The following is a 24942-nucleotide window of genomic DNA, read 5'->3' on the forward strand; positions in this document are numbered from 1 at the left end:
ACCTCCGGCGAGGCATCTAGACCGACGTTCTAGAGTCTAGAACAACGTTCTAGAGCCGGAACACCGGACTAGAATCCGGGCATGACAGGTGTGTGGTTGCGACCTCCGCGCTCCCCGGGCCGCAGCGGACCGCCGCTGCACCGGGACCGGATCGTCGCCGCAGCGGTCGCGCTGCTCGACCGGGAGGGCGTCGCCGGGCTCACCATGCGCCGGCTCGCCGAGCGGCTGGGTGCCGGGTCGACCACGCTCTACTGGCACGTGACCAACAAGGACGACGTACTCGACCTGGCGCTGGACCAGATCTTCGGCGAGGTGCCCCTACCCGAACCGGATCGGACGACGACGGCGCAGACGACGGATCCGACGACAACGGCGCCGACGACGGATCGGACGACAACGGCGCCGACAACGGATCGAACGACAACGGCGCCGACGACAACGGCGCAGACGACCGAGGAGCCGCCGACCGGGGACTGGCGGAGCGATGTCGAGACGCTGCTGCTCGGCTGGCGGGCGGCGATGCTCCGGCACCCGTGGTCGGCGGCGCTGGTCGGCCGGCCGCTGCTCGGGCCGAACGTGCTGACCCGGACCGAGTTCCTCCAGTCCGCGCTGCGCCGGGCCGGGCTGGTCGAGCCGGACCTGAGCGCCGCCACGCACGCGCTGGCCAACTACGTCATCGGGGCCGCCGTCACGCTCTCGTCGTGGCGACGGCTCGACGATCCCGGGTCGAGGCAGGCCGCCCGGCAGCACCTCGCTGCCCAGCGGGAGCGCTATCCCACGCTGGTCGAGACCGGGCACCTGGACGACCGGGACGAGGACGACACCTTCCGGCGCGGGCTGGCGTACCTGCTCGACGGCCTGCCCGCCGATCGCCGGCCCGGAGCGGTCGGCCGCCGGCCCGGAGCGGTCAGCGGCGGCGGAGCTTCTGGCGCAACCGGGCGGTGACCCGGCCCGGGGTGACCGGCACGACCGAGATCATCAGCCGGCCGGACTCGTCCCGGGTCGGGGTGAGCAGATAGAGCCGGGCGCCACGGCGGCGTACCAGCGGCACCGCCCGGTCCAGCCGGGGCGCCCGCAGCGCCGCCGCGCCACCCGCACCCGCCGCGCTGTTCGCGCCGAGCGCCCGGTCGGGGTCGAAGGGGCCCACCTGGGCCGAGACGATCCGGCGCCGGCCGGTCGCGATGCCACCGTCGAGCAGGTCGGCGGCGCGGAACCTGACCCGTACCGTGCTGCCGGCGTCGCCCCGGGCGATCACCACGGTCTCGGCCGGGATCTCCTCCGCGCTCACGGTGAGCGGGTCGGCACCGGCCCCGGCCAGGTCCGGCAGCGGCGAGTACCCGGTGATCGTCAGCACCCGCTCGCCCCGCTCGTCGTCCTCCCAGCCGAAACCGGTGGCGTCCAGCTTGGCCGGCCACTCCGGCACCGCCGTCACGTCGAAACAGGAGTCCGGCAGGCCGCGCGCCGGATCGCGGAACCCGGGGTACGCCGCGTACCGCCGGGCACCCTCGACCAGCGTCGCCGGCACCCCCACCTCGGCATCCTGCCGGATCACCGCGAGCAGGTCGTCGAGGCTGCCGTCCCGGGTCAGCGCGAGCCGGATCCGGGTCTCGGCACCCAACTGCTCGGCGATCTCCTCGGTCAGGTGCTCCGCCACCAGCCGCCCGACGCCGTCGTGCACCGCCTGCTGGCTTTCCCGGTCGAGCCGGAGCAGGTCGTCCTCGACCAGCTTGGCGACCTCGTGGTCGAACCGGCGCACCATGATGGCGTCGCGCCGCTTGCCCGGCTCGATCAGGTCGGCCACGAATGCCAGGTTCGCCTCGACGGTACGCAGCCGCTCCAGATGCCGGCTCAGATAGGTGATGTTGGTGGCGCTGAACCGGCGTACGGCGTAGTAGAACTCGTAGTCGGCCAGCACCGAGATCCGCCGGGCCCGGTAGCACGCCTCCAGGGTGAACGGCAGGTCGCTGGCGATCCGCAGCTCCTCGCGGTAGCGGATGCCGTGCCGGTCGAGCAGATCCCTGCGGAACAGCTTGGTGTTGGCCAACGACCGGGGCAGGGCTGAGTCGAAGAGGTCCACGTCGACCGCGTTGCGGGCGAAGATGTCCTGGTAGATGTGCCGGCTGTTGACCCCGACCACCTTGCCGAGCACCACGTCGGAGTCCCAGGCGTCGGCGGCGGTGACCAGGCGGTCCAGTGCCTCCGGGCCGAGGTGGTCGTCGGCGCCGACGAAGAAGACGTACCGGCCGGTGGCGGCGTCGAGGCCCCGGTTGCACGGGCCGGCCGGGCCACCCGAGTTCGGCTGGTGGATGACGGTGAAGACCTCGGGATAGCGGGCGGCGTACCGGTCCAGCTCGGCGCCGCTGCGGTCGGTCGAGCCGTCGTCCACCGCGACGACCTGCATCCGGGGCAGGCCGATGGTCTGCCGGACCAGCGAGTCCAGGCACCGGGTCAGATAGGGCATGGTGTTGTAGACCGGCACCACCACGCTGACGTCCGGCGCGCTCATCGGGCGTTGGTCTCCATTCTCCGCAGGTTCACCTGCCCGATTCCTCGAATTCACCTATCCGATTACCCGGGCCCGTACCGAATCGACGGAGAGTGTACGTCAACAACCCGTCCCGGCACTCCAGGGTCGCTGTTCATTTCGTGTTCACCCAATTCGCCGACGCCCCGCCTGGCGGCCCCGACACCGTACGGTCGGCTGCCGCCCGACCAATGTACGCGCATTCTCCGCTTTGAATTAACCTGCGCATCCCGCTCGCCAAATAACGTTCACGTCCGGTATTGCCCGACAGAGATCCTCGACGAGTTAGCGGGTCCCATGTCCTCCACACCTGACGTCAGCGTCGTGATCCCCACCCGCGGTCGGCCGGACCTGGTGACCCGGGCGGTCCGCAGCGTACTGGCGCAGACCGTGACCGATCTCGAGGTCGTCGTCGTGGTGGACGGGCCGGACGACGCGACCCGGGACGCGCTGGCGGGACTCGGCGACGACCGGCTCCGGGTGATCGTGCTGCCCGAGTCGGGTGGGGCGCCGAACGCCCGCAACGTCGGGGTCGGTGCGGCGCGGGCCGGCTGGACGGCCTTGCTCGACGATGACGACGAGTGGCTGCCGACCAAGCTCGCCGTGCAGTTGGAGCTGGCGGAGGGCGCCCGGGTGGCGATGCCGATCGTGGCCTGCCGACTGCTGAACCGGACGCCCCGGGCCGAGTTCGTGATGCCGCGCCGGCTGCCGGCGGTCGGCGAGCCGCTGACCGAGTACCTCACGGTGCGGCGCGGGCTGTTCCACGGCGACGGTTTCATCCAGACCTCGACCATCCTGGCCCCGACCGAGCTGCTGCGCCGGGTGCCATTCACCGTCGGCCTGCGCCGCCTCCAGGAACTCGACTGGACGTTCCGGGCGTTGAGCCACGCCGACGTCGACCTCGTCTACGCCGCCGAGCCGCTGGTGATCTGGCACCAGGACGAGGACCGGCCCCGGATCACCTTCGACACGGTCTGGGAGGAGCAGTTCGAGTGGCTCCAGCGGAGCCGACCGCTGCTCACCCGCCGGGCGTACGCTGCACTCACGATGAGTGTGATCAGCTCGATGGCGGCGCCGACCCGGAGCGCGTCGGCGTTCCGCACCCTGCTGCGCGAGGCGCGTCGGCACGGTCAGCCGGGGATCTTCGACTACCTGGCGTTCGGGCAGATCTGGCTGATCCCGCCGCAGTTGCGGCGTACCCTGCGGGACCGGATCCTGCGCAGGCCGGGCGCCAGCCGCGCGGCGGCCCCGGCGTCCCGGTCCGGCCCGGCCGCCAGCACCGACGCCCCGCAGCCGGTCGGCCCGACCCGGCGGGTCTCCGGCGACTCCGGCAGGCCGAGCGAGATCGGCGCGTGAGCACGCCGTCCCTGCCCGGTACGACCGGCCCGGCGCCGACCGTGGTGATCTGGCGCAGCGGCCTGCTCGCCGGATCCGAGACGTTCATCCGCAACCAGGGCCTCGCGCTGCCCCGCTGGCGGCCGAGGTTCCTCGGCGCCACCCGGGTCGGCTCGCCGCTGGCCGCCGACACCGACGTGATCGCCTTTCCGGACGGTGGACCGGACCGGCGGGCCTTCCTGCGGCTTCGGCTGACCGGCGAGTCACCGAGGCTGCGGCGGCTGCTGGCCGGCCTGCGGCCGGCGGTGGTGCACGCGCACTTCGGCAACGACGGCTGGCTGATCAGCCGCACGGCCGCACAACTCGGGGTGCCGCTGGTGGTGACCGTGCACGGCTACGACGTCACGCGGCAGCCGCACGCGCCGGGCCTGCGCGGCGTGCGCTACCGGCGCAACCTGCGCCAGGCGTTCGACCGGGCCGCGCTGATCCTGGCCGTCAGCGGGTTCATCCGGGAGAAGGCGATCGCGGCCGGTGCGGACCCGGCGAAGGTCCGGGTGCACCACACCGGGGTACCGATCCCGGCCGAGGTGCCGGACGTGCCGAAGCACTGGGACGTGGTCTTCGTCGGCCGGTTCGTCGAGAAGAAGGGCGTCGACGACCTCGTCGAGGCGCTCGGCACGCTGACCGACCGGCGGCCCCGGGTGCTGCTGATCGGCTCCGGCCCGCTGGAGTGGCCGATCCGGGAGCGGGCCGCCGCCCTCGGCCTGGACGCGACGTTCCTGGGTGCACAGGAGCCGTCGGCGGTCGCCCGCCACCTGGCCGAGTCGAAGGTCTTCGTCTCGCCGTCCAAGACGGCCGCGGACGGGGACGCCGAGGGCCTGCCGACGACGATCCTGGAGGCGGCCAGCCTGGGCCTGCCGACGGTCTCGACCTACCACAGTGGAATTCCGGAGGCGGTGCTGCCGGGCGAGACGGGTCTGCTCGGCGCCGAGGGCGACCGGGCGGCGCTGGCCGGCAACATCCGGCAGCTCCTCGCCGACGACGACCTGCGGACCCGGCTCGGCGACCAGGCCCGCCGGTTCGTGACCGAGCATTTCGACCTGCACAAGCAGACCCGGCTGCTCGAAGAGCTGTACGAGTCGGTGGCCGCCGGCCGCCCCGGCAGGCCGGACCGGGTGCGGTTGCCGGCGTAGCCCGCAGCCGGGTCGGCGGGCCCGTAGCCCGCACCGCGTCGCCCGCACCGGGTCGGCGGGCCCGTAGCCCGCAGCCGGGTCGGCGGGCCGTTGCCGGCGTGGCCGCCAGGCAGACCGGGTAGCCGCGGTCAGCGGACGGCGGTGGCCGCCGCGGGCTCCGGGGTGGCGGAGAGCAGCGCGGTACGGGACCGCCGGACGTTGCGGATCCCGTCCACCGTGAAGACCACCAGGGCCAGCCAGACCAGCCCGAAGCCGGCCAGCCGGGCCGGAGGCATCGGCTCGTGGAAGACGAGTACGCCGAAGCCGAGCTGGAGGATCGGCGCCAGGTACTGCAACATGCCGAGCGCGGTCAGCGGGAGCCGGTTCGCCGCACCCGCGAACATCAGCAGCGGGATGGCGGTGGCCGCGCCGGCCAGCATCAGCAGGGCGGTGTGCCCGGCGGAGACCTGACCGAAGCTCGACTCGGCGTGCCAGGTGAGCCAGCCCAGATAGCCGAGCGCCGGCAGGGTGAGCGCCGCGGACTCGATGAACATGCCCTCGGCGGCCGGCAGCCCGAGCCGCTTCTTCACCAGGCTGTACCCGCCGAAGCTCGCCGCCAGGGTGAGCGCCAGATAGGGCAGCCGGCCGTAGTCGACGGTCAGCACCGCGACCGCGATGCCGCCGATGCCGAGCGCCACCCACTGGCCGACGCGCAGCCGCTCGCGCAGCACGGTGACCCCGAGCAGGACGACGACGAGCGGGTTGATGAAGTAGCCCAGCGCGGTCTCGACGACCCGTTCCGAGTTGACGCCGTAGATGTAGGTGCCCCAGTTGACCGCGATCAGCGCGGCGGCTAACCCAATCCCGGCGAGTTTGCCCGGGCGGTGCCGCAGCGCGCGCAGGAAGCCCCAGTTGCGGGCCACCGCGAGCAGCAGCGCGACGAAGACCATCGACCAGACCACCCGGTGGGCCAGGATCTCGATCGGCCCGGCCGGTTTCAGCAGCCGGATGTAGAGCGGAAAGAACCCCCACAGGGTGTACGCGCCGAGCCCGTAGAGGTATCCGCGCCGCACCTGGTTCATCGCTCTACCGTAAGGGGCTGACTCGGACCAGAGTCCTTTCCAGTGAGCGGTCTCACCGGATCGGGGCCGGGACCGCCGACCGACCCGGCACCGGCGCCGTCCGCCTCGGGCGGCAGCGGTCGCAGCATCAGCTCCATCCACTGCGTGGGGTTGGCCAGCGGGGTGAAGCCGACCTCGGCGTACACGCCGTGCGCGTCCCAGGTGGCGAGCAGGATCCGGCGTACGCCCAGCCGGCCCAGATCCTCCCGGACGGTACGCACGATCCAGCGGGCCAGCCCCCGACCCCGGGCGGCCGGGTCGACGTAGACGTCGCAGAGCCAACCGAAGGTCGCCCCGTCGGTCACCACCCGGGCGAACGCCACCTGACGGCCGTCGCCCGGGGCGTACACCCCGTAGACGGTCGAGCCGTCGATCGCCCGGAGCAGGACCTCACGGGGCCGGCCGAGCGCCCAGTACGCGTCGGTGGCGAGCCATTGGTGCACCCGGTCGACCTCCACCCGCCGGGGATCGGTGCAGAGCTCGTACCCGTCGTCTCGTGTCACAGTCAGCACGCCGCGACGCTATCCCCGCCCCGCCCGGTCGGCCCGAGCCAATTCCCGACCAGTGGTCGGCGTCCGCCCCGGGCCGGCCGACGGTCGGCGCCGTCCCGAGGTGGACGGCTCAGTCCCGGTCCATCAGCAGGCCGAGCAGCCAGGTGACCAGGCTCACGAACAGTGCGCCGAGCACCGCCGCCGGCCAGAACCCGTCGACCTCGAACGGCAGGCCGAGCCCGCCGGCGATGGCGCTGGTGAGCAGGAACAGCAGCGCGTTCACCACCAGTGCGATCAGGCCGAGGGTGAGCAGGTAGAGCCCGCAGCCGAGGGTCTTGATGATCGGCTGGAGTACGCCGTTGACCACCCCGAAGATGATCGCCACCAGGACCAGCGTGCTCACCGCCCCGCCGATCGAGTCGGTGTCCAGGGTGATCCCCGGGATGATCAGCGTGGCGAGCCAGAAGGCCAGGGCGGTGCCGGCGAGCCGGACGAGAAGCCCTTTCAGGAAACCCATGCCCGCAGATAGTGCCACGTGATCCCAAATCCGCCCAGATCAAACCCTGGCCGGATCACATCCGGCGGTCCTCGCCCCGAGCGTGGCTACCGGGCCGGCGGACCGATCAGTTGGGCCTCGATCGGGGTGGCCGAGAGCAGCGCCCAGCGCAGCACCCGACGGTTGATCACCCCGACCATGTCGGCCCGGATCCGGGTCAGCCAGTCCGCCGAGTCGCCGAGCCCGAGCGCCACGCCGGCCAGTTGGGCCTCGTGCGGCCGGAGTGGCTGCAACACCACCAGGTCGGCCCGGGAGACGGCGTCGACGTCGACCGGGGCCAGCTCGTCGCGTACGACCAGGCTGGTCTGCCAGCCCGGCCCCGGCTGCGAGTCGGCCGCCACCGGGCCGACGTCGACCACCACCAGCAGCGGGTGCAGTTGGGTGCCGGGCGGGCCGCCCACCGGCCGACCGGGCGGGATCATCGCGATCGGCGCGCCCGGCCCGCTGGCCCCGCGGACGAACGGCTCCCAGGCGCGCGGCCTGGCGGTCTGCACCACGATCCGGGCACCGAGCGCCATCGCCCGCAGCGCGACGAGCTGCGCCGCGCGTACGCCGCCGATCAGCACCACCCGGGTGGTCTCGGCCCGGAACAGCCGGGCGACCACCGCCGCGCCGTGCCGGTTGGCGCCGAGCATCAGCCCGGCCAGACCGATCGGCAGGTCGAGCGAGTCCACAGAGGAGGCCGGCAGGGTGGTGGCCGGTGCCGGGGCGGTCGGGCCGGCACCCAGCACCCCGAGCGGCAGGGTGGCGGCGACGCCGTCGAGCTGCTCGCCGTCCAGCCGCCGGGCCACGGCGTGCTCGGCGGAGAGCAGGCGGCGCAGCGCCTGGACGGCGGTGCCGAGCGCCTGGGGGGTGTCGGCGGCCAGCCGTACGGTGACGTCCACCCGGATGCTGTCGATGCCGCCGCCCGCCCACGGGCCGGCGCTCACCGAGACCGTGGTCGCGGTCGCCGGCAGCGCCAGCAGCCGGGGGATGAAGCGGCGCCCGGTCTCGGTCCGCAGGTCCGGCCAGCGGCGCAGCCGGAAGGTGGTCTGCAACAGCCCGCCCAGGCTGACGCCCTGCCAGTTCTCCCGAGCCGGTTGCGCGCCGTCGTGGTGCACGATCTCCGCGAGTACGCCGAGCGCGGCGCGCTCGCCGAGCACCCGGGTCGGCACCGGGGCGAGCCGGCGGCGCACCTTGCGTACCGCGCTGGAGAGCGCACGGCGCAGGTCCTCGTCGGTCCAGCCGTCGGCGCGCAGCACCCGGACGGCGAGCAGGGCCCGCTCGTGCCCGAGCAGCCGCCCGTCGGTGAGCTGCCGGTACGACGTGGCCGGCGTACCGGTGCCCGCGCCCAGCGTCGGCGCCGGAGCACCGGTCAGCACCAGTTGCACCCGCATCGGCGGGGTCTCCGCGCTCGCCGCCGGCAGCAGACTGGCCGGGGAGAGCAGCGCCTGCGGAGTGTCGGCGAGCATGCCGACCTGGTCACCGAGTTCGAGTACGGCGGTCAGGCCGTAGGCGTCGCTGACCATGCAGGCGGCGTCGCCGGCGAGGTCGACCGGCAGCACCACGGCACCGGGGTTGACCAGGTCGAGCAGGGCCTCCGGCGGCGCGGCCTGCGGCAGCGTCCGCTGCCGGGCGGAGTAGCGCATCCCGATGGCGATCCACTCGAACAGCCAGCGCCGGCGCATCCGGATCCAGGTCAGCAGCACCAGGGCGACGGCGAGCAGCGCCGCCCCGACGAGCAGCAGTGGGCCCTGACTGGCGGCGGCGAGCACGAGCGCCAACGCCACCTGGATGGCCACGATCTGCCCCGCCCGTACGCCGAACAGGCCGGACCGGGTCGGAGTGGACGATGCCGGCAGTGGCGCCGGTGGCGACCGGTCGATCCGGCTGCCCGGGGTGCCGGTGGGCCGGGTCCGGTTGTCTGCCGCAGTTAGCGTCACCGCGATAGCCTCCCCTGGATGGGCGTAGGCCGTGGGCCCGCCCCCCGCAATTCGCTCAGGGGCCTATCGTATGGGCCGGACAACCGGAGAGGGGGCCCGCATGCCGTCGCGGCAGGATCAGTTGCACTCCTACCAGTTCATGGTCCAGCGGGTGGTGGGCGCGCTGGTGATGCGGGAGACCGATCCCGCGCAGTCGCCGTTCCGGCGGGCGGCCGGCGCCACCCTGGCCAGTGTGCTGATCGCGCTGATCGGGATCGGCGGTTCGGTGGTCTACGGGGTCTTCGTCGGCGGCGGTGCCACCAAGTGGAAGGACTCCTCGGTGGTGATCGTCGAGAAGGAGTCCGGCGCGCAGTACGTCTACATCAGCGACACCCAGACCCTGCATCCGGTGCTCAACTACGCCTCGGCGCTGCTCATCGTCGGCCAGCCCGCCCCGAAGACGGTGTCGGTGTCGCGCAAGTCGCTGGAGGGCCAGCCGCGCGGTGTGACGCTGGGCATCCGCGACCTGCCGGAGTCGCTGGCCCCGAGCAACCGGCTGGTCTCCGGCGGCTGGACGATCTGTTCCGAGCCGCGTACGGGTGGCGGTGGCGGGCAGCCGCAGTCGACGCTGCTGATCGGCAGGGCGGCGCCCGGCGGTCAGGAGCTGGGCGACGAGGGACTGCTGGCGGAGCATCCCAACGGCCAGCTCTTCCTGATCTGGCACAACCGCCGGCACCTGATCCAGAATCCCGAGCTGGTGGTCGGCGCCCTGTGGGGCAGCCAGCGGCAGGTGGCGGTGGCACCGGCTCTGCTCAACGCCCTGCCCGCCGGGGCGGACCTGGGCGAGATCCGGATTCCCGACGCGGGCGAGCCGTCCGACGCCGTGGACGGCGCGAAGATCGGTGAGGTCTTCCTGGTCGAGCGGCAGGGCGGCGACGGCCAGTACGCGGTGGCCAGGCGGGACGGCCTCTACAACATCACCGAGGTGCAGGCCAACATCCTGCTGACCAAAGACGCGGTGAAGCAGGGCGACGCCACCCGGCTCTCCCAGGGCCAGTACGGCGCACTGCCGAAGAAGGGCGACCTGGTGCCCGGCAACGACGCGGCGGCACCGGCGGACACGCCCGAGATGGCGACCGCGGAGGGCGGCGTGGTCTGCGGCGACGTGCCGGACGACCGTGGCGTGCAGGGCATCCGGATCGGCGCCGACATGTCCGGGATCCCCGATCCGCCCGCGACCTCGGCACAGTCGGGCCGAGGCGGTGCGCTCGCCGACCAGGTGGTGCTGGAGCCCGGCCGGGGTGTGGTGGTCGAGGCGGCTGCCGCGCCCGGTGCCACCGGCGGTGCCATCTCGGTCGTCACCGACCAGGGACGGCGGCATCCGGTGACCAGCGGCGAGGTGCTGGGCAACCTCGGCTACGCCGCCGCCAAGCGGGTACGGATGCCGAGCATCCTGGTCACGCTCATTCCGGACGGGCCGGCGCTGGATCCCGAGAAGGCCCGCGACCGGGCCGGCGTGCAATAGGCGAGCGGGAAAATGCGCTGGTGGGAGAGAATATCGGTGACCGTGGGTAGCCGCCGGTCCGGTTCATTGCGGTACGGGTTTGTCCACGGGGTGGCCCGAAGGGGTATCCAAGGCTTGCCCCGGCCCGCTACCGTCGGCTACGGAAGTAATTGCCAAGTTGTGCCGTGACCCGTCGGGGGAGCGGACACGAGCCGGGGAGTCCACAGTGGGCGCTCCGGGTTGACGACGAGTTAAGGGAGCGGGGTGACTTCGGGGGTGTCCCAGACGCAGGCAGAAGCCGCGGTGATGGAACAGACCGCCACGAAGTTCGAGTCGGTCGACCAGTCGCTGCAGAGCATGCTGAGCAGCCTGATGGGTCAGCTTGAGGTGCTGCAGAGCGCGTGGCGTGGTGCTGGTGGCCGGTCGTTCGAGCAGGTCAAGCAGCAGTGGTCGCAGAACCAGGAGCAGATCCACCGCGCGCTGCGCGAGACCGCGACTGCGATCCGTACCTCCGGCCAGCAGTACGACGCGTCCGACACCGAGGCGTCGAGCCGGATGAACGCCACCAACGCCGGCGGCATGACGCTGCCGCTCTGATTTGGACCGGGGAGGGAAGATCCGATGAGTGACGGCCTTCTTGTCGTCAATTTTGCCGCGTTGCAGCAGGCCAGCGCGGACATTCAGAAGGCGCTGAACACGCTCGACTCGCAGCTCGACCAGCTCGAGTCGGACGCCGCGCCGCTCGTCAACACCTGGGAGGGTGACGCGCAGCAGGCGTACTTCCAGCGCCAGACCAAGTGGCGTCAGGGTGCGCAGGACATGTCCAACATGCTGCGTGACATCAAGATGGCGCTGGACGAGTCCGCCGCGGACTACCTCAGCACCGAGAAGAAGAACACCGGCCTGTTCCAGTAAGGCCTTCCGTACCACCCAGACTGCCCCGGGCTGCCGCGCGATCCGTGCCGCACCCGGGGCATCTGCTTGCGCTCCAGGACCTCCAGTTCACGCTGCGACAGCGGCTCCGTGGCCGGCTGTACCACCCTCCCGGTGCCGGCGGTACCCCGAGGGCTAGGGCGTCGGGCCGGCGGGGCGCCAGCCGCGGCGGGCACCCCGGGGCAGTACCACGGCGAGCAGCAGCGCCACCAGCGCGACGGTGCCGGCGAGGCCGGCCACCCAGAGGGCCCGCTCCTGGCTCTCCGAGCGCCGCTCGGCCTGGGCCACCTCCGCCGGGTCGACCTGGTGGGGTGGCAGCCCGGCCGCCTCGGGGCGCCGGGCCGGCGCCGCCGTGTCGGTGACCGCCCGGTACGGGTTGAGCATCCCGGCCCCGTAGGCGTTCCGGTCGGAGCCCGGCACCGGATCGGTGGTGGCGATCAGGCGTTGCGCCACCTGCCGCGCGTTCAGATTGGGCCAGTACTGCCGGATCAGCGCCACGGTGGCGGTCACGAACGGGGTGGCGAAACTGGTGCCGTTGTCCAGCACATGCCCACGCTCCGGCACCGCGACCACGACGTTGCCACCGGGGGCGACCAGGTCCACGTAGTCGCCGCGCTGGGAGAAGGGGGAGACCAGCCCGTCCTCGCCGACCGAGCCCACCCCGATCACCCCGTCGTACGACGTCGGGTACGGCTTCGGGTTCTTGTCCGCGTACAGGTTGCCGGCGGCGGCGACGATCACGACGTCCTTCTCCAGGGCGTACTCCACCGCCCGCTTGAGTTCCGGGTTGTCCTGGTAGTACACGACCGAGAGGTTGATCACGTCTGCACCGTTGTCGACCGCCCAGCGGATCGACTGCGCAAATGTCCCGACGGTTACGCTTTCGCCGTTCTCCTTGCCCTCGATCACCTTCTTCTCGCTCACCCGTACCGGAAGGATCTTGGCCTGGGGTGCGAGCCCCCGGAATGGGGTCCCCTCCCGGGGAGTGGCCGCGATGATGCTGGCCACGCCGGTGCCGTGCCGGACGCAGTCCCGCGTCCCGTCGAGGCCCGGGTCGAGGAAGTCCCGCCCCGGCAGTATCCGCCCTCTCATCTGCGGGTGCGTCTTGTCGACGCCGGAATCGATCACGGCGACCGTCACACCGGACCCGGTGGCCAGCGGTGCCAGCCGCTCCGGGGCGTACCGCTGTTGCGCCCACGGCAGGGTGGTGATGGGCTGGGCGGGTGGGGTGTTGTTGTCACAGCCGGGCAGGGTCCGCTGGGCGACCGGCGGGGCGAGCGCCGCCGCCGTGACCGGACCGGCGGCGATCGGCGGGACCGCCAGCACGGTGATGGCGCCAACCAGCGTGAGTCGTATTGTCCGGCCACGCATCGGTCGCCTCCGAAATCGGTTCGGTCCGTCATCGGGCCGGATCAACGGTCCGGCTCCGCCCACCGGATGCTATCGGTGGATCGCCGCGGACGGCATCCACCGCCAGCCAACCATTGTGATCCGGTCCCCACCTTGTAGGTTGTACGCGATGCTTGTGGCCTGTTCGGCGAGAGGGAGGTGGCCGTGACCGAATGGGAGCCAGCCACCGAGACCGAGGCCGCGATGCGGGACGCACTGCGGGCGGGCGACCAGGAACTCTATTTCCGTATTCTCGCCCGCGCCGATCTTCTGTTGCCGGTCTCCGCCGAGGCGCTCGCCGGTCGTGCGCCGATGGGCTGGGGCACCTGGACCACCGGTGGCCGGACGCACGTACTCGCATTCACGTCCACCGCCGCGCTGCGCGCGTGTCTCGCCGAGAACGCCGGATCGACCCGGCGGGCGCCCTATCCCGAACTGGCCACCGGATGGCCCAACCCGGAGTGGTGGCTCGCGGTGAACCCCGGGCTGCCGATCGAGGGTTACCTGCCGGCCTGGTTCGTCTCCCAGCTCTCCCGGGGTGACGTACGGCTGCCCGGCCGCAGCATGGGCGCCCGGGCGCGGCTGGAGCAGGTCGAGCGGGCCGCCCGAGCCCGGGCCACGGCCGCCGTACCGCGTCGCCCGCCGGACGGGCCGAGGGCGGAGCCCGAACCGGCCGGGGCGTTCCGGTCGACCGACCCGGACGGGCTGCCGCACCGGCCGACCGACCCGGACGGGCTGCCCTCGCGCTCGCCTGGGGAGTTGCGGGAGTCCGTCGATGTCTTCCGGCCCACGGATGCCGACGCCTTCCGGGCGGGGGATGCCGAGCCGTTCCGGCCCACGGATGCCGACGCCTTCCGGCCCACGGATGCCGAGCCGTTCCGGCCGACGGGTGCCGATGCCTTCCGGGCGGCGGATGCCGACGTCTTCCGGGCGGCGGATGCCGATCCCTTCCGGGCGGCGGACCCGGACTCACGGGGGCTGCCGCTGCGATCGCCGGGGGCGTCGCGGGAGGCGGCCGAGTCGTTCCGGTCGATGGAGCCGGAGCCACCGGCGCAGCCGTTCCGGCCGGCCGAGCCGTCCTGGGAGGCGGCCGAGTCGTCCCGGTCGGTCGAGTCGTCCCGGTCGGTCGAGTCGTCCGACGAGCAGGCCCCGATGGTGCCGCCGACCGGCGACCGGGCTCCGGCGGTGCCGCCGACCGGCGAACCGACAGCGTTCCCGTCGTCTCCGGAACCGGCCGCGGCCCCGCCTAGCGGCACCCCGGCCACGGTGCCGGTGATCGCGCCGACGCCGGCCCGGGGCGGGCTGGGCGGAGACTTCGGCAGCCAGATCTCGGAGGACACCTCGGCGGGCTGGATGACGCCAGCGGGTCCGACCCGACCCACCTCGGCGAACACGGCGAACGGCAGTTCGGCAGCCGTGCAGGGGTCGGCTGGTCCGGCGTCCTCGGTGTCCGCGCCACCGTCCGGCGGTGCGCCGGGCAACCCGCCACCGGCCTGGCACGGGCCCGCCGGCCAGCAGGTCGACCGACCCGCCGAGCCGGTCGAGACCCGGACGCCGGAGGAGCGGCCCGGCACGCCCGTCGCCCCGTGGACGCCGCCGTCGGAGGTCCCGGCCCCGGAGGCCTGGACGCCACCGGTCGCGCGCTCCGAGCCGTCACTGTTCACCCCGGTTTCTCGACGTCCGGCCGGTGACTCGCCGTCCGAGGCTGGTGGGCCGTGGTCCGAAGCCGGTGAGTCGTCGTCCGAGGCTGGCGAGTCGTGGTCCGGCGCGACCGCCGAGGGTCCGACGACGGCCTACGAGCTGGCCGGTTCCGGACGGCCCGGCACCGATCCGGTTCCCGCCAGCCGGGCATCCGCCGATCCGGAACCCGCCGAGGCTCGTCCCACCGAACAGATCCTCACCGGTACGGGTCTCACCCAATCGTTCTCCGGCCGGTCGTTCGCGACGGAGTCCCTGACGATGGGCTCGCTGCCCACCCAGAGCTTCGGCGCCGCCCCGACACCCACCGAGCAGTTCACCGCCGCCCCGTCCGCCGCCGCCCGGACACCCACCGAGCAGTTCACCGCCGGCCCGTCCGTCACCGAGCAGTTCGCCGGTGGTCGATCCGTCAGCGAGCAGCTCGCCGGTGGTTCCCAGCCGACCGAGCGGTTTGCGAACGATCCGTCGGTCACCGAGCAGTTCGGCCCCGGGGCGGCCCCGACCGAGCCGATTCCGGCCGGTGGCCGGCCGCCGACCGCCGACCGGGGTACGACCGGACCGCTCGCCGCCGAGCCGCAGGCCGGTGCCGATCCGGTGCCCGCCCGCCGGCTGCCGTCGGACTTCGTACCGGCCAACGAGGTCGAGCGGAGCCTGCTCGACGCGGCCGGTGACGGCAGCACCGACACGTTCCTCTCCACGCTGCTGCTCGCCAGGGTGCTGCTGCCGGTGGCGTTCAACTCGGCTCCGGGCGCCCGACCCGGTGACGACGGCTTCGAGTGGCGTACCGAGCTGCTGGACGGGGAGCGCTACGTGGTGGTGTTCACCTCCCCGGAGCGGCTCGGCGACCACCTGCCGGAGACCATCGACACCGTCGAGGTCAAGTTCGCCCAGTTGATCCGGCGGTGGCCGGACGACAACTATTCGTTCGCGGTGAACCCGGGCACGCCGGTCGGCGCCAAACTTCCGGGTGGGCAGATCGTCGCGTTGGCGAACTGGGCCGCCGAGGTGGGCCTCGGCGACGACACCGGTGAGCCGGCGCCGCAGGCGCCCGCCGAGGAGGAGGCGCCCCGGCCGGCGTACGCGCCGGCTCGGGACGATCCGGGGCGGCCGACGATGATGCAGAAGACCATCGCCCCCAGCCAGCTCTCCTACTATCTCGACCGGGGCTACGACCGGGTGTCGGGCTTCGTGCACCGGGCGTCCGAGGTCGCCCACCTGCGTACCCCGGCGAAGTTCTACGCCGCGCTCGGCCTGCACTATCCCGGTTCACCCTTCGACCGGGACGCCGAGGAGATCTACGTGCTCCGCTGGCCGGCGTACCGGCCCAGCCTCTACCGGATCCCGTACGGCGGCCAGAACGAGGCCGCCATGCGGGCGATGGAGGGCTGGGTGATCGAGCGGCCGCCGTTCCGGGGCAACGGGTTCGCGCCGGGCGAGAGCAGTGACGTGGTGGCCGAGTTCAAGGTGGACAGTGTACGGCTGCCGCACGGCGCGCAGCTCCACCGGATCGGTCTCGACGGCACCGAGCGGCTGGTGGCGACGCTGGACTGCGACGTACCCGTCTGGCGCCGGGCCGAGGAGGGCTGATGCGCGACGGTTACGTGGCCCAGTGGCGCGGCCGGGAGTACGAGGCCAGCCCGGCCGGTGACGACGTGCGCCTCTACCAGGCGGAACCGGGCGAGGGCTTCGAGGAGGTCCGGCCCGGCCGGTACGTCCGGGTGGTGGCCGCGGCCGAGGTCGGCGAGCTGGTCTACGTCCGGACCAGGTGTTCGTGGCAGGGCCAGCCGTTTATCGTGCTCGCCCAGCACGACAACTGGCTGCGGGTGGAATACACCGGCGGACGTTGGCCGGTCGCCGAGGCGATGGGGCTGGAGGCGTTCGACTTCGGCGTCTACCAGGGCTGGGCACCGGCGGCCGAGGTCACCGACCTGCGGGAGAACCGCGCCTGACCTGCTCTCGCCGACGGCCGGCCGGCTCCCCGGGCGGGACGGCGGTCACGACTTGGCCCAGCGCAGCACCTCGCCCAGCACCAGGTCGGTCGCCTCGACGTGCGGGAAGTGGCCGACGTTGTCGAGCAGCCGCCACTCGTACGGGGCCACCACGTAGCGGCTGGAGCCCTGGGCGGTACGCGGCAGCGACGCCTGATCCAGCGCGCCGTGCAGTTGCAGGGTCGGGGTGACCAGCGGCTTCTGCATCAGCTTGACGAACCGGTAGCCGTGCAGGCGCAGCACTGACCGGAACGCCCAGCGGTAGCCCTCCATCGCGCAGAACGCGGCCTGCGGAATCCGCATCGCCTGCCGGCAGCGCTCCGCATAGTCGGCGAAGCCGGGGCTCCGCACCCAGTGCGGTCCGCCCCAGCGTTGCAGGAAGTAGCCGACCAGCGCCGCGTCGTCCCGGGTCAGCACGTGCTCGTACCGGGGGATCTGGAACTTCAGCGTCGGGGTGGCCGCCGCGAACTGGCCGCGCGGGTCGGCGAAGATGCCGGCGCGCAGCCGCAGCGGATGCGGTGCCGCGAGCACCACCAGCCGGCGGACCAGGCTGGGGTGGAAGGAGGCGGCGGTCCAGCCGATCATGCCGCCGGCGCCCGAGCCGACCAGCACCGCCGAGCGTTCGCCGAGGGCCCGGATCAGTCCGGCCACGTCGGCGGCGAGGGTGTAGCCGTCGTACCCCCGGGGCGGCTTGTCGCTGGCGCCGTAACCGCGCAGGTCGACCGCGACCGCCCGGTAGCCGGCGTCGGCGACCGCCGGCAACATCTCGTGCCAGGCCCACCAGAACTCGGGGAAGCCGTGCAGGAACAGCACCAGCGGCCCGCTGCCGGCCTCGACGACGTGGAACCGGCTGCCGTTGGCGCCGACGAAGCGGTGCGTCCACGGCCCGTCCACCAGTACGCAGGACTCGTCGACGACGGACCTGCGGCCGCCGCCGCGCTCGCTCATGCGGCCTCCCCCGGTGTGCCGGCGGGCCCGGCGACTTCCCACGACTTCACGGTGCCCCGAGAGTCGGGACACAGCCGGCTGCGCTCGCTTCGCCGCTCCTCGCTGACCTGGCCGGTTCGCTCCCTCATGTCCACAGCCTAGGGCCACCGGCGCGGGACGGATCCGGCGCAACCTACGGATCAGGGGATCGTCCGGGAATTTCCCGGGCCGCCCGGGCCGGTCTGGGGTGGTCATGACTAGGGGATCAGGAACGACTAGGGGATCAGGAACGCCGGTGACGCCGACCGGGTGATCCGGTTAGCGTGCGGGGATGACTTCCGCCCGTCGGCTCGACCATTCCGACCTGCCGGTCCCGCTGATCCGGGTGCAGGGCACACCGGCCGAGTGCGGTGCCGGGTACGGTGCCGCGGCCCGGGACCTGATCACCGCCAACCTGGAGTTCTACCTGCGCCGGTTCCGCGAGGAGGGCGGGTGGGGCGAGGCGGCGGTGACCGTCGCCGGGCGGGCGTTCCGGGAGGCCACCCGGCGGCACCATCCCCGGGTCGCCGAGCTGCTGGACGGGGTGGCCGAGGGGGCCGGGGTCCGGGTCGAGCAGGTCTACGCGCTGAACGCGCGTACCGAGCTGATCTACGGCCGGCACCGGGACGGCGGGTCCGCCGCCCCGCCGGACGCCGATGCCGGCGGCTGTACCGCCGTCGGGGTGCTCGGCACCCACACCGGCAACGGTCACCTGCTGCTCGGGCAGAACTGGGACTGGCACCCCGACCAGCGCGACGTGATGCTGCTGCTGGCCACCCGGGACGAGCGCGGGCTGACCGTGCTGACCCTGACCGAGGCGGGCATGGTCGCCAAGACCGGGCTGAACTCGGCCGGGGTCGGCGTCTGCGTGAACATGCTCGGCTGTGACCGGGACGGGCTGCCCGGCCCCGGGGTCGAGCCCGGCGTGCCCTACCACGTGCTGCTGCGGGCGGCGCTGGAGGCGGAGAGCCTGGCCGAGGCGCTGAAGGCCGCCGTCCGGGGTACCCGGAACAGCTCGATCAACCTGCTGCTCGGCCAGGTCGCGGAGGCCGGCGGCGAGCTGATCGACCTCGAACTGGTGCCCGGCGACGCCGGCTGGCTGCACCCGGTGGACGGGTACCTCACGCACGCCAACCATCTGGAGACGGGGCTGCCGGTCCACGACGCGATGAAGGACTGGGGCGGTTCGTCCCTGTTCCGGTCGGCCCGGGCCAGGCGGCTGCTGGCGCCGAAGGCGGCGGTCGGCAAGGTCGGCGAGGGCGACCTCGCGGCGCTCTTCCGCGACCACGCGAGCTTTCCGCACGGCATCTGCCGGCACGTCGACGAACGGATGCCGTTGGCCGAGCGCTCCGAGACGGTCTACTCGGTGTTGCTGGACCTGGACGACCGGCGGTTCGGCATCGCGGCCGGGCCCCCGTGCGAGCACCGGTACGGCTGGCTCGACCTGGCCGCCGGCTGACCGCCGTCACCGTGGACGCGAGCGGGGCCGGAAGCGCCGACTGCGCTTCCGGCCCCGACCGTGGTACTCCGATCAGTTGGTGATCTTGATGATCGCCAGGTCGCTGATCAGGCGGTTCTCCAGCAGTAGCTCGATCTTGGTGCCGGTGCCGGCGACCTTGACCGAGTTCATCGGGTTCTGCACCGTCCAGTACCGGTTCGGGTCCGAGTCGTTGAAGACCGTCACCGGGTTCAGCTTCGGCACCGTGGTCGCCACCCCGTTGAGGTGGAACGTCTGCGCCGGCTTGGCGAACCGGCTGAACGTGGCGTCGTAGCTGCTGCGCCGGTTGGTGACGTTGCCGACCCCGGGCACCGTGATCGGGCCGGGCCGGACGTCGACCGGCAGGTTCAGGCCGAAGCCCGGGTGGACGATGGTGTCGTTGTCCTCGTACGCGTAGTTCACGTACCAGACGAGCAGGCCCTGCGGGTTCTTGAACCGCTCCACCCAGTCCGGCTTCGAGTTCTGCCAGCCGAAGTTGTACGGACCGGTCTCCAGGGTCTTGTCGTACCCGTAGTAGGTCCGGTACTCGGCGATGTAGAAGCGCGGGCGCAGTTCGGTGACCGAGCCGACGGACCGGGTGAAGCCGCGGGCGGTCCACTCCGGCTGCTCGGTCTCCGCCCCGTCGGTCCAGACCGGCGTGCCGTTCTTGACCAGCGAGATGTTGTCGAAGAACGCACCGGCGAGGTTGGTGCCGTTGTCGCTCTGGTAGCGGTAACGGAACTGCACCGTCTTGCCCAGGTACGCCGAGAGGTCGTAGTTCAGGTCGACCCACTCGTCGTTCGTGGAACCGTCGATGCCACTCTCGCCCGGCTCGATCTGCGGGTTGGTCAGCTTGGCCCAGGTGGCCCCGCCGTCCGTCGACACCTCCGCGAAGAGGTAGTCGAAGTTCTCCTCGATCTCGTACCACGCCTTGGCGTTGACCGCGGCGCTGGTGGCGCCGCTGAGGTCGAGTTCCCGGGTCAGCGTGTTGTTCAGGTTGTCACCGGTGCCGCCCCACCACTCGCGCTCGCCCGCGAACGGAGTGTTGTAGGGGATGGTGACCTCCTGCCCGGGCAGGTTGACCACGATCGCCTGGGCGAGGCCGTCGGTGTCGCCGGCCGCCCCGAGGGTGGCGTACGTGGTGCCGCTGTCCCAGTCCACGGTCGAGTAGTTCAGCCAGCCCAGGTAGAGCTTGGACCAGGGGTCCATGTAACCGGGCGTGGTGCCGATGTCCTGCTTGCCGTGGTTGAGCCAGGAGCCGGAGGCCATCAGGCTCCAGAACCCGACGCCGTTGTCGCCGCCCTGCGTGTCGTACAGGTCGGGCAGGCCGAGGTCGTGGCCGTACTCGTGGGCGAAGACGCCCAGGCCACCGTTCTCCGGCTCCGTGGTGTAGTCGCGGATCCAGAGCCCGGTGTCGCCGATCTGTACGCCACCGGCCTTGTTGAACTCCGGCCCGGCCGAGCCGGCCAGGTCGGTGAAGGCCGACCAGCGGTGCGACCAGATCGCGTCCGCGCCTTGCGCGCCGCCGCCGGCTTCCTCGCCCTCACCGGCGTGCACCGCCTGGAAGTGGTCGACGTAGCCGTCGGCCTCGTTGAAGTCGCCGTCGCCGTCGTGGTCGTACCGGTCCCAGACGTCGAACTGGGCGAGGTACTGCTTGATCTGCTCCTGGGTCTTGCCCGCCGCGACCTGCGACTCGTACCAGGCGGTGGCGGTGTCCTTGACGAAGTTCCAGTAGCCGTCCCGCTCGGCGATCTCGTTGCTGCCGTACCGGGCCTCGTTGAACGGCACCTGGACCCAGTCGCTGACGTCGCCGCCGACGGTGTACCGGCCGCCCGACTGCTTCAGGTAGAAGTCGGCCATCGACTCCTTGCCCTTGGCGTAGAAGAGGTCCAGGTACGACTGGCGGTTGTAGTCGGCCCGCCAGATGGTGCTGTTGTCGTCGGTCGCGCCGCCGTCGTAGACGCGGTCCGGCTGCTTGATCTGGTTGTGCAGCGGGCCGTCCGTACCGCCGGTACGCGGGTCCTTCTGGTTGCCGAACTCGACCAGGATGCTGAAGATCGGGTCCGTCTTCGGGGGCTGCTGGTATTCGACGAACCGGTCAGCCTTGACCTGGATGACCTTCGACCCGTTGCGGGTCTGCAGCTTGGCCTTGCCGGAGAGCAGGGCGGAGATGGCCTCCCTGCGGACCTGCTGGTGCTCCTCGGCGAGCGGGTCGGGCAGGTTGTCGGCCCGGTGGGCCGCACCCTGGGGTTCCCGGTCCGCCGGGGCAGGCGCCGCCGGAGCGGCGTACGCCGGCACGGCGACCGCACCGGCGGCCAACAGCGCGGCCGTGGCACCCGCCAGACCGGCTGTGACTCGTCTCCTCAAAGGTCCTCCTCCTTTGTGGAAGTGTTACAGGACAGGCCGGCTCCTGGCGGGCACTGTCATCAGACGCGACCATCACCATTGCAGATGGACCGAACGCTGTCACGGGTCGGAGACGGCTCGTCGGGGTAGTCAGATCTACGTCTAATCAGGGCGAAAGCATTCCAACGGTCACCTATTTTCGGACATAGGAATGTCACGATTCGGCTACGGCAGGAACCCCGACCGTTCGTGTCACGTCCCGGCGCCGGCAACCGGGTAAATGGCGCCGGAGTCGCGCACCCGCCCGTACCCCCTGACCGGCCCGACCACCTGCGGCGGGCACGACGACGGGCGGACCCGGAGCGGGTCCGCCCGTCGTGCGGGGGTGTGCTGGTTCGGGCCGTGCGGCGGACGTCGCCGGTCCGGGTGACGCGCCTCAGTCCTCGTCGGACTTGCCGGAACGCATCCCGGACGAGATCAGGTCCATCACCGAGGAGTCCTGCAACGTGGTGACGTCACCGAGCGAGCGGTTCTCGGCCACGTCGCGCAGCAGCCGGCGCATGATCTTCCCGGACCGGGTCTTCGGCAGCTCCGCGACCAGCATGATCTGCCGGGGCTTGGCGATCGGGCCGAGGGTCTTCGAGACGTGCTCGCGCAGCTCGGCGATGAGCGCCTCGCCCGCGTTGCCCTCGGTGTCGACCGAGCCGCGCGGGATGGTGAAGGCGACGATCGCCTGCCCGGTGGTCGGGTCGGTGGCGCCGACCACCGCCGCCTCGGCGACCGACGGGTGCGAGACCAGCGCCGACTCCACCTCGGTGGTGGAGATGTTGTGCCCGGACACCAGCATCACGTCGTCGACCCGGCCGAGCAGCCACAGGTCGCCGTCGTCGTCCTTCTTCGCCCCGTCACCGGCGAAGTAGAGGCCCTCGAAGCGGGACCAGTAGGTGTCGACGAAGCGCTCGTCGTCGCCCCAGATGGTGCGCAGCATCGACGGCCACGGCTCGCGCAGCACCAGGAAGCCGCCGCCACCGTCCGGCACCGACTGCGCCTGGTCGTCCACCACGTCGGCGCTGATCCCCGGCAGCGGGCGCATCGCGCTGCCGGGCTTTGCCGAGGTCACCCCGGGCAGCGGGGAGATCATGATGGCCCCGGTCTCGGTCTGCCACCAGGTGTCGACGACCGGGCACGCGCCGCGGCCGATGTTCTCCCGGTACCAGATCCACGCCTCGGGGTTGATCGGCTCGCCGACGCTGCCGAGCAGCCGCAGCGAGGAGAGGTCGTACCCCTTCGGGATGTCGTCGCCCCACTTCATCATGGTCCGGATCAGGGTGGGGGCGGTGTAGAGGATCGTCACCTTGTGCTTCTGCACCAGCTCCCAGAAGCGGCCCTTGTGCGGGGTGTCCGGGGTGCCCTCGTACATGAGCTGGGTGGCGCCGTTGGCCAGCGGGCCGTACACGATGTAGGAGTGCCCGGTCACCCAGCCGATGTCGGCGGTGCACCAGTAGACGTCGCTCTCCGGCTTCAGGTCGAAGACGGCGTGGTGGGTGTAGGCGACCTGGGTCAGGTAGCCGCCGGAGGTGTGCAGGATGCCCTTCGGCTTCGCCGTCGTGCCGCTGGTGTAGAGGATGAACAGCGGGTGCTCGGCGTCGAACGCCTCGGCGGTGTGCTCGGTCGAGGCGGTCTCCACCGTCTCGTGCCACCACACGTCCTTGTCGCTCCAGGCCACGTCCTGCCCGGTACGCCGGACCACCAGCACCCGCTCGATCGTCGGGCACTTGGCGACCGCCTCGTCGACGGTCGGCTTCAACGCCGACGGCTTGCCCCGGCGGAACCCGCCGTCGGCGGTGATCACGACCTTGGCGCTGGCGTCCTGGATCCGGTTGGTGAGCGCGTCGGCGGAGAAGCCGCCGAACACCACGCTGTGGGTGGCGCCGATCCGGGCGCAGGCGAGCATCGCGACCGCCGCCTCCGGGATCATCGGGAGGTAGATCGCCACCCGGTCACCGGCGGTGACCCCGAGGTCGGTCAGCGCGTTCGCCGCCTGGCTGGTCATGGCCAGCAGGTCGGCGTAGGTGATCGTGCGGGTGTCGCCGGGCTCGCCCTCCCAGTGGATCGCCACCCGGTCGCCGTGCCCGGCGGCGACGTGCCGGTCCAGGCAGTTGTAGGCGACGTTGAGCCTGCCGCCGACGAACCACTTCGCGAACGGCGGATTCGACCAGTCGAGGATCTGGTCCCACTCCTTCGACCAGTCCAGCCGGCCCGCCTGGCGTGCCCAGAACGCCAGCCGGTCCCCGGCGGCCTCGTCGTAGGCGTCCGCGGTGACGTTGGCGGCGGCGGCAAGGTCGGCCGGCGGCGGGAACTGCCGGGTCTCCTGCAACAGGTTTGCCAGAGTCTCGCTCATGGTGGATGGCTCCTCAGGCGTCGCGTCAGTGTCGTTCGGTAGGAGGTTAATCGGGCCTGGTAGCTGGGGCGAGGGGTCCGTACCACTCACCCGACCAGACGCGCCGAATGGCGGCGTTCCGGCGCTCGCCGGTCACCGTACGTTCCGGCACCGGCGGATTGTCCGGCTGATTCCGTCCGGAGAGCGCCGAGGCTGTCCGGCTGATTCCGTCCGGAAGGCGTCGAGGCTGCCCGGCTGATTCCGTCCGGAGAGCGCCGAAGCGTTGGACGGGCGTCGGTTCCGGCGCTCGGCGCTGGCCTGCCCGGGCCGGCAACTACGGTGACAGCATGGCCACCGACCCGCTCGCCCCGCTGCTGGACCTCGCCGACGTCGCGCCCGCGGTCGACCGGGCCCGCGAGCGGGTCGACCAGGCGCTGCGGCACCGCGCGTTGCGCCGGCACGGCGGCCAGGTCGCGGCCGAGGTCAGCCTGCGGTCCGCGGTGGCCAGCTCCGCGCTGGAGGGGTACGCGCACGAGCGCGAGGCGGTCCGCGCCGGCACCGTGACCGATCCGGTGCTGCAAGGTGCCCTCCGGGTCGCCGGAGCGCTGCCCGGGCTGGCCGACCTGTGGCCGAAGGCCCCCCGCCAGGTGCTCGCCCGGCTGCACACCCTGGCCGCCCGGGGAACGGTGCCGGAGCAGGCGCTCGGCCGCCCCGTCCCGGAGTACGCCGCCGAAGCGTCTGTCGTGCCGACTGCGCTGGGCGCCCGGTTGGACGGGCTGGCCGGGCTGGTCGCCGGGGGGACGTCGGTGTCGCCGGTGGTGCTGGCTGCCGTCGTACACGGGGAGCTGTTGGCGCTGCGGCCCTTCGCCGGCCCGTCCGGGGTGGTGGCCCGGGCCGCCGCCCGGCTCACGCTGCTCGCCACCGGATTCGACCCGCGCGGCCTGATCGCGGTGGACCTGGGGCACCTGGAACGCGAACCGGAGTACGTCGGCGCGGCCGGCGCCTTCGCCACCGGTACCCCGGACGGGCTCCGCTCCTGGCTCCGGCACTACGCGACGGCGGTGGAGGTCGGCGCGGAGCGGCTGACCGGGATCGGCGAGGAGGTACTGGCGAATCCGGCACCCAGCGGCTCCACGCCGAACGGGTCGGGGATTGCGGGAT

Annotated in this window: 18 protein-coding genes and 1 pseudogene; 10 read left to right on the forward strand and 9 right to left on the reverse strand. The window is 72.3% G+C overall.

The window, feature by feature from the left end:
• Window positions 1-81 precede the first annotated feature (81 nt).
• Window positions 82-945, forward strand: a complete 864-nt coding sequence (locus ACQEVC_RS11545; protein ID WP_432876146.1) for a TetR/AcrR family transcriptional regulator — start codon at window positions 82-84, stop codon at window positions 943-945.
• On the opposite strand, the gene ACQEVC_RS11550 is transcribed toward ACQEVC_RS11545, so the two are convergent.
• Window positions 908-2506 carry a glycosyltransferase family 2 protein gene (locus tag ACQEVC_RS11550; RefSeq protein WP_432876148.1) on the reverse strand — a complete coding sequence of 533 codons (1599 nt, stop codon included), beginning with the start codon at window positions 2504-2506 and terminating at the stop codon, window positions 908-910. The genes ACQEVC_RS11545 and ACQEVC_RS11550 overlap by 38 nt on opposite strands.
• A 315-nt stretch (window positions 2507-2821) precedes the next feature.
• On the opposite strand from ACQEVC_RS11550, the gene ACQEVC_RS11555 reads away from it, so the two are divergent.
• Together ACQEVC_RS11555 and ACQEVC_RS11560 are read left to right on the forward strand one after the other, a co-directional pair.
• Window positions 2822-3880 (forward strand): glycosyltransferase family 2 protein, encoded by a 1059-nt coding sequence (locus ACQEVC_RS11555; RefSeq protein WP_432876150.1) that lies wholly within the window; start codon window positions 2822-2824, stop codon window positions 3878-3880.
• Window positions 3877-5052, forward strand: a complete 1176-nt coding sequence (locus tag ACQEVC_RS11560) for a glycosyltransferase (RefSeq protein ID WP_432876152.1) — start codon at window positions 3877-3879, stop codon at window positions 5050-5052. The genes ACQEVC_RS11555 and ACQEVC_RS11560 overlap by 4 nt, the downstream gene beginning before the upstream one ends.
• 128 nt (window positions 5053-5180) lie before the next feature.
• Here the strand turns inward: ACQEVC_RS11560 and rarD are convergent, their stop codons facing one another.
• From rarD to eccE, 4 genes are all read right to left on the reverse strand, one after another.
• Entirely contained in the window at window positions 5181-6113 is a 933-nt protein-coding gene (gene rarD / locus ACQEVC_RS11565) for an EamA family transporter RarD (protein ID WP_432876154.1), read from the reverse strand.
• Window positions 6110-6664, reverse strand: coding sequence for a GNAT family N-acetyltransferase (locus ACQEVC_RS11570; protein WP_432876156.1), 555 nt, complete (start codon window positions 6662-6664; stop codon window positions 6110-6112). The genes rarD and ACQEVC_RS11570 overlap by 4 nt, the downstream gene beginning before the upstream one ends.
• Before the next feature lie 109 nt (window positions 6665-6773).
• On the reverse strand, window positions 6774-7160 hold the full coding sequence (locus ACQEVC_RS11575) for a phage holin family protein (RefSeq protein WP_432876158.1): 387 nt from the start codon (window positions 7158-7160) through the stop codon (window positions 6774-6776).
• A gap of 86 nt (window positions 7161-7246) precedes the next feature.
• Window positions 7247-9121, reverse strand: coding sequence for a type VII secretion protein EccE (eccE, locus tag ACQEVC_RS11580; RefSeq protein WP_432876160.1), 1875 nt, complete (start codon window positions 9119-9121; stop codon window positions 7247-7249).
• Window positions 9122-9221: 100 nt separating this feature from the next.
• Between eccE and eccB the strand changes: the two genes are divergently transcribed.
• From eccB to ACQEVC_RS11595, 3 genes are all read left to right on the forward strand, one after another.
• Window positions 9222-10625, forward strand: coding sequence for a type VII secretion protein EccB (gene eccB, locus ACQEVC_RS11585; RefSeq protein WP_432876162.1), 1404 nt, complete (start codon window positions 9222-9224; stop codon window positions 10623-10625).
• A gap of 255 nt (window positions 10626-10880) precedes the next feature.
• The gene (locus ACQEVC_RS11590) at window positions 10881-11201 is read left to right on the forward strand and encodes a WXG100 family type VII secretion target (RefSeq protein ID WP_318398876.1); all 321 of its coding nucleotides are present in this window, start codon (window positions 10881-10883) and stop codon (window positions 11199-11201) included.
• A gap of 24 nt (window positions 11202-11225) precedes the next feature.
• The gene (locus ACQEVC_RS11595) at window positions 11226-11519 is read left to right on the forward strand and encodes a WXG100 family type VII secretion target (protein WP_318398875.1); all 294 of its coding nucleotides are present in this window, start codon (window positions 11226-11228) and stop codon (window positions 11517-11519) included.
• A 153-nt stretch (window positions 11520-11672) separates the two neighbouring features.
• Here ACQEVC_RS11595 and mycP read toward each other — a convergent pair whose 3' ends face one another.
• Window positions 11673-12908 carry a type VII secretion-associated serine protease mycosin gene (gene mycP, locus ACQEVC_RS11600; RefSeq protein WP_432876165.1) on the reverse strand — a complete coding sequence of 412 codons (1236 nt, stop codon included), beginning with the start codon at window positions 12906-12908 and terminating at the stop codon, window positions 11673-11675.
• A gap of 183 nt (window positions 12909-13091) precedes the next feature.
• Here mycP and ACQEVC_RS11605 point away from each other — a divergent pair, with 183 nt between their 5' ends.
• Both ACQEVC_RS11605 and ACQEVC_RS11610 read left to right on the forward strand, forming a co-directional pair.
• Window positions 13092-16211, forward strand: a complete 3120-nt coding sequence (locus tag ACQEVC_RS11605; protein ID WP_432876167.1) for an SseB family protein — start codon at window positions 13092-13094, stop codon at window positions 16209-16211.
• Entirely contained in the window at window positions 16208-16573 is a 366-nt protein-coding gene (locus ACQEVC_RS11610; RefSeq protein ID WP_101368460.1) for a hypothetical protein, read from the forward strand. The genes ACQEVC_RS11605 and ACQEVC_RS11610 overlap by 4 nt, the downstream gene beginning before the upstream one ends.
• Window positions 16574-16618: 45 nt before the next feature.
• On the opposite strand, the gene ACQEVC_RS11615 is transcribed toward ACQEVC_RS11610, so the two are convergent.
• Entirely contained in the window at window positions 16619-17560 is a 942-nt protein-coding gene (locus tag ACQEVC_RS11615; RefSeq protein ID WP_432876169.1) for an alpha/beta fold hydrolase, read from the reverse strand.
• A gap of 310 nt (window positions 17561-17870) precedes the next feature.
• On the opposite strand from ACQEVC_RS11615, the gene ACQEVC_RS11620 reads away from it, so the two are divergent.
• On the forward strand, window positions 17871-19037 hold the full coding sequence (locus ACQEVC_RS11620) for a C45 family autoproteolytic acyltransferase/hydolase (protein ID WP_432876171.1): 1167 nt from the start codon (window positions 17871-17873) through the stop codon (window positions 19035-19037).
• A gap of 72 nt (window positions 19038-19109) precedes the next feature.
• Here ACQEVC_RS11620 and ACQEVC_RS11625 read toward each other — a convergent pair whose 3' ends face one another.
• Window positions 19110-21422 (reverse strand): immune inhibitor A domain-containing protein, encoded by a 2313-nt coding sequence (locus ACQEVC_RS11625; RefSeq protein ID WP_432876173.1) that lies wholly within the window; start codon window positions 21420-21422, stop codon window positions 19110-19112.
• A 415-nt stretch (window positions 21423-21837) separates the two neighbouring features.
• Complete coding sequence (gene acs, locus ACQEVC_RS11630) at window positions 21838-23802, reverse strand: acetate--CoA ligase (protein WP_432876175.1); 1965 nt, start codon at window positions 23800-23802, stop codon at window positions 21838-21840.
• Between the two features lie 326 nt (window positions 23803-24128).
• Between acs and ACQEVC_RS11635 the strand changes: the two are divergent.
• A pseudogene (locus ACQEVC_RS11635) lies at window positions 24129-24893 on the forward strand (hypothetical protein); the annotation flags it as partial.
• Window positions 24894-24942 lie beyond the last annotated feature (49 nt).

This window comes from Plantactinospora sp. CA-294935 (assembly GCF_050936445.1).
GTDB lineage: Bacteria > Actinomycetota > Actinomycetes > Mycobacteriales > Micromonosporaceae > Plantactinospora.

Bases quoted from the DNA above. Each gene is read 5' to 3' on its own strand.
- ACQEVC_RS11575 (WP_432876158.1), bottom strand. From the start codon at position 7,160: ATGGGTTTCCTGAAAGGGCTTCTCGTCCGGCTCGCCGGCACCGCCCTG.
- eccB (WP_432876162.1), top strand. From the start codon at position 9,222: ATGCCGTCGCGGCAGGATCAGTTGCACTCCTACCAGTTCATGGTCCAG.
- ACQEVC_RS11545 (WP_432876146.1), top strand. From the start codon at position 82: ATGACAGGTGTGTGGTTGCGACCTCCGCGCTCCCCGGGCCGCAGCGGA.
- ACQEVC_RS11620 (WP_432876171.1), top strand. From the start codon at position 17,871: ATGACTTCCGCCCGTCGGCTCGACCATTCCGACCTGCCGGTCCCGCTG.
- ACQEVC_RS11555 (WP_432876150.1), top strand. From the start codon at position 2,822: ATGTCCTCCACACCTGACGTCAGCGTCGTGATCCCCACCCGCGGTCGG.
- ACQEVC_RS11595 (WP_318398875.1), top strand. From the start codon at position 11,226: ATGAGTGACGGCCTTCTTGTCGTCAATTTTGCCGCGTTGCAGCAGGCC.
- ACQEVC_RS11615 (WP_432876169.1), bottom strand. From the start codon at position 17,560: ATGAGCGAGCGCGGCGGCGGCCGCAGGTCCGTCGTCGACGAGTCCTGC.
- ACQEVC_RS11550 (WP_432876148.1), bottom strand. From the start codon at position 2,506: ATGAGCGCGCCGGACGTCAGCGTGGTGGTGCCGGTCTACAACACCATG.
- rarD (WP_432876154.1), bottom strand. From the start codon at position 6,113: ATGAACCAGGTGCGGCGCGGATACCTCTACGGGCTCGGCGCGTACACC.
- mycP (WP_432876165.1), bottom strand. From the start codon at position 12,908: ATGCGTGGCCGGACAATACGACTCACGCTGGTTGGCGCCATCACCGTG.
- acs (WP_432876175.1), bottom strand. From the start codon at position 23,802: ATGAGCGAGACTCTGGCAAACCTGTTGCAGGAGACCCGGCAGTTCCCG.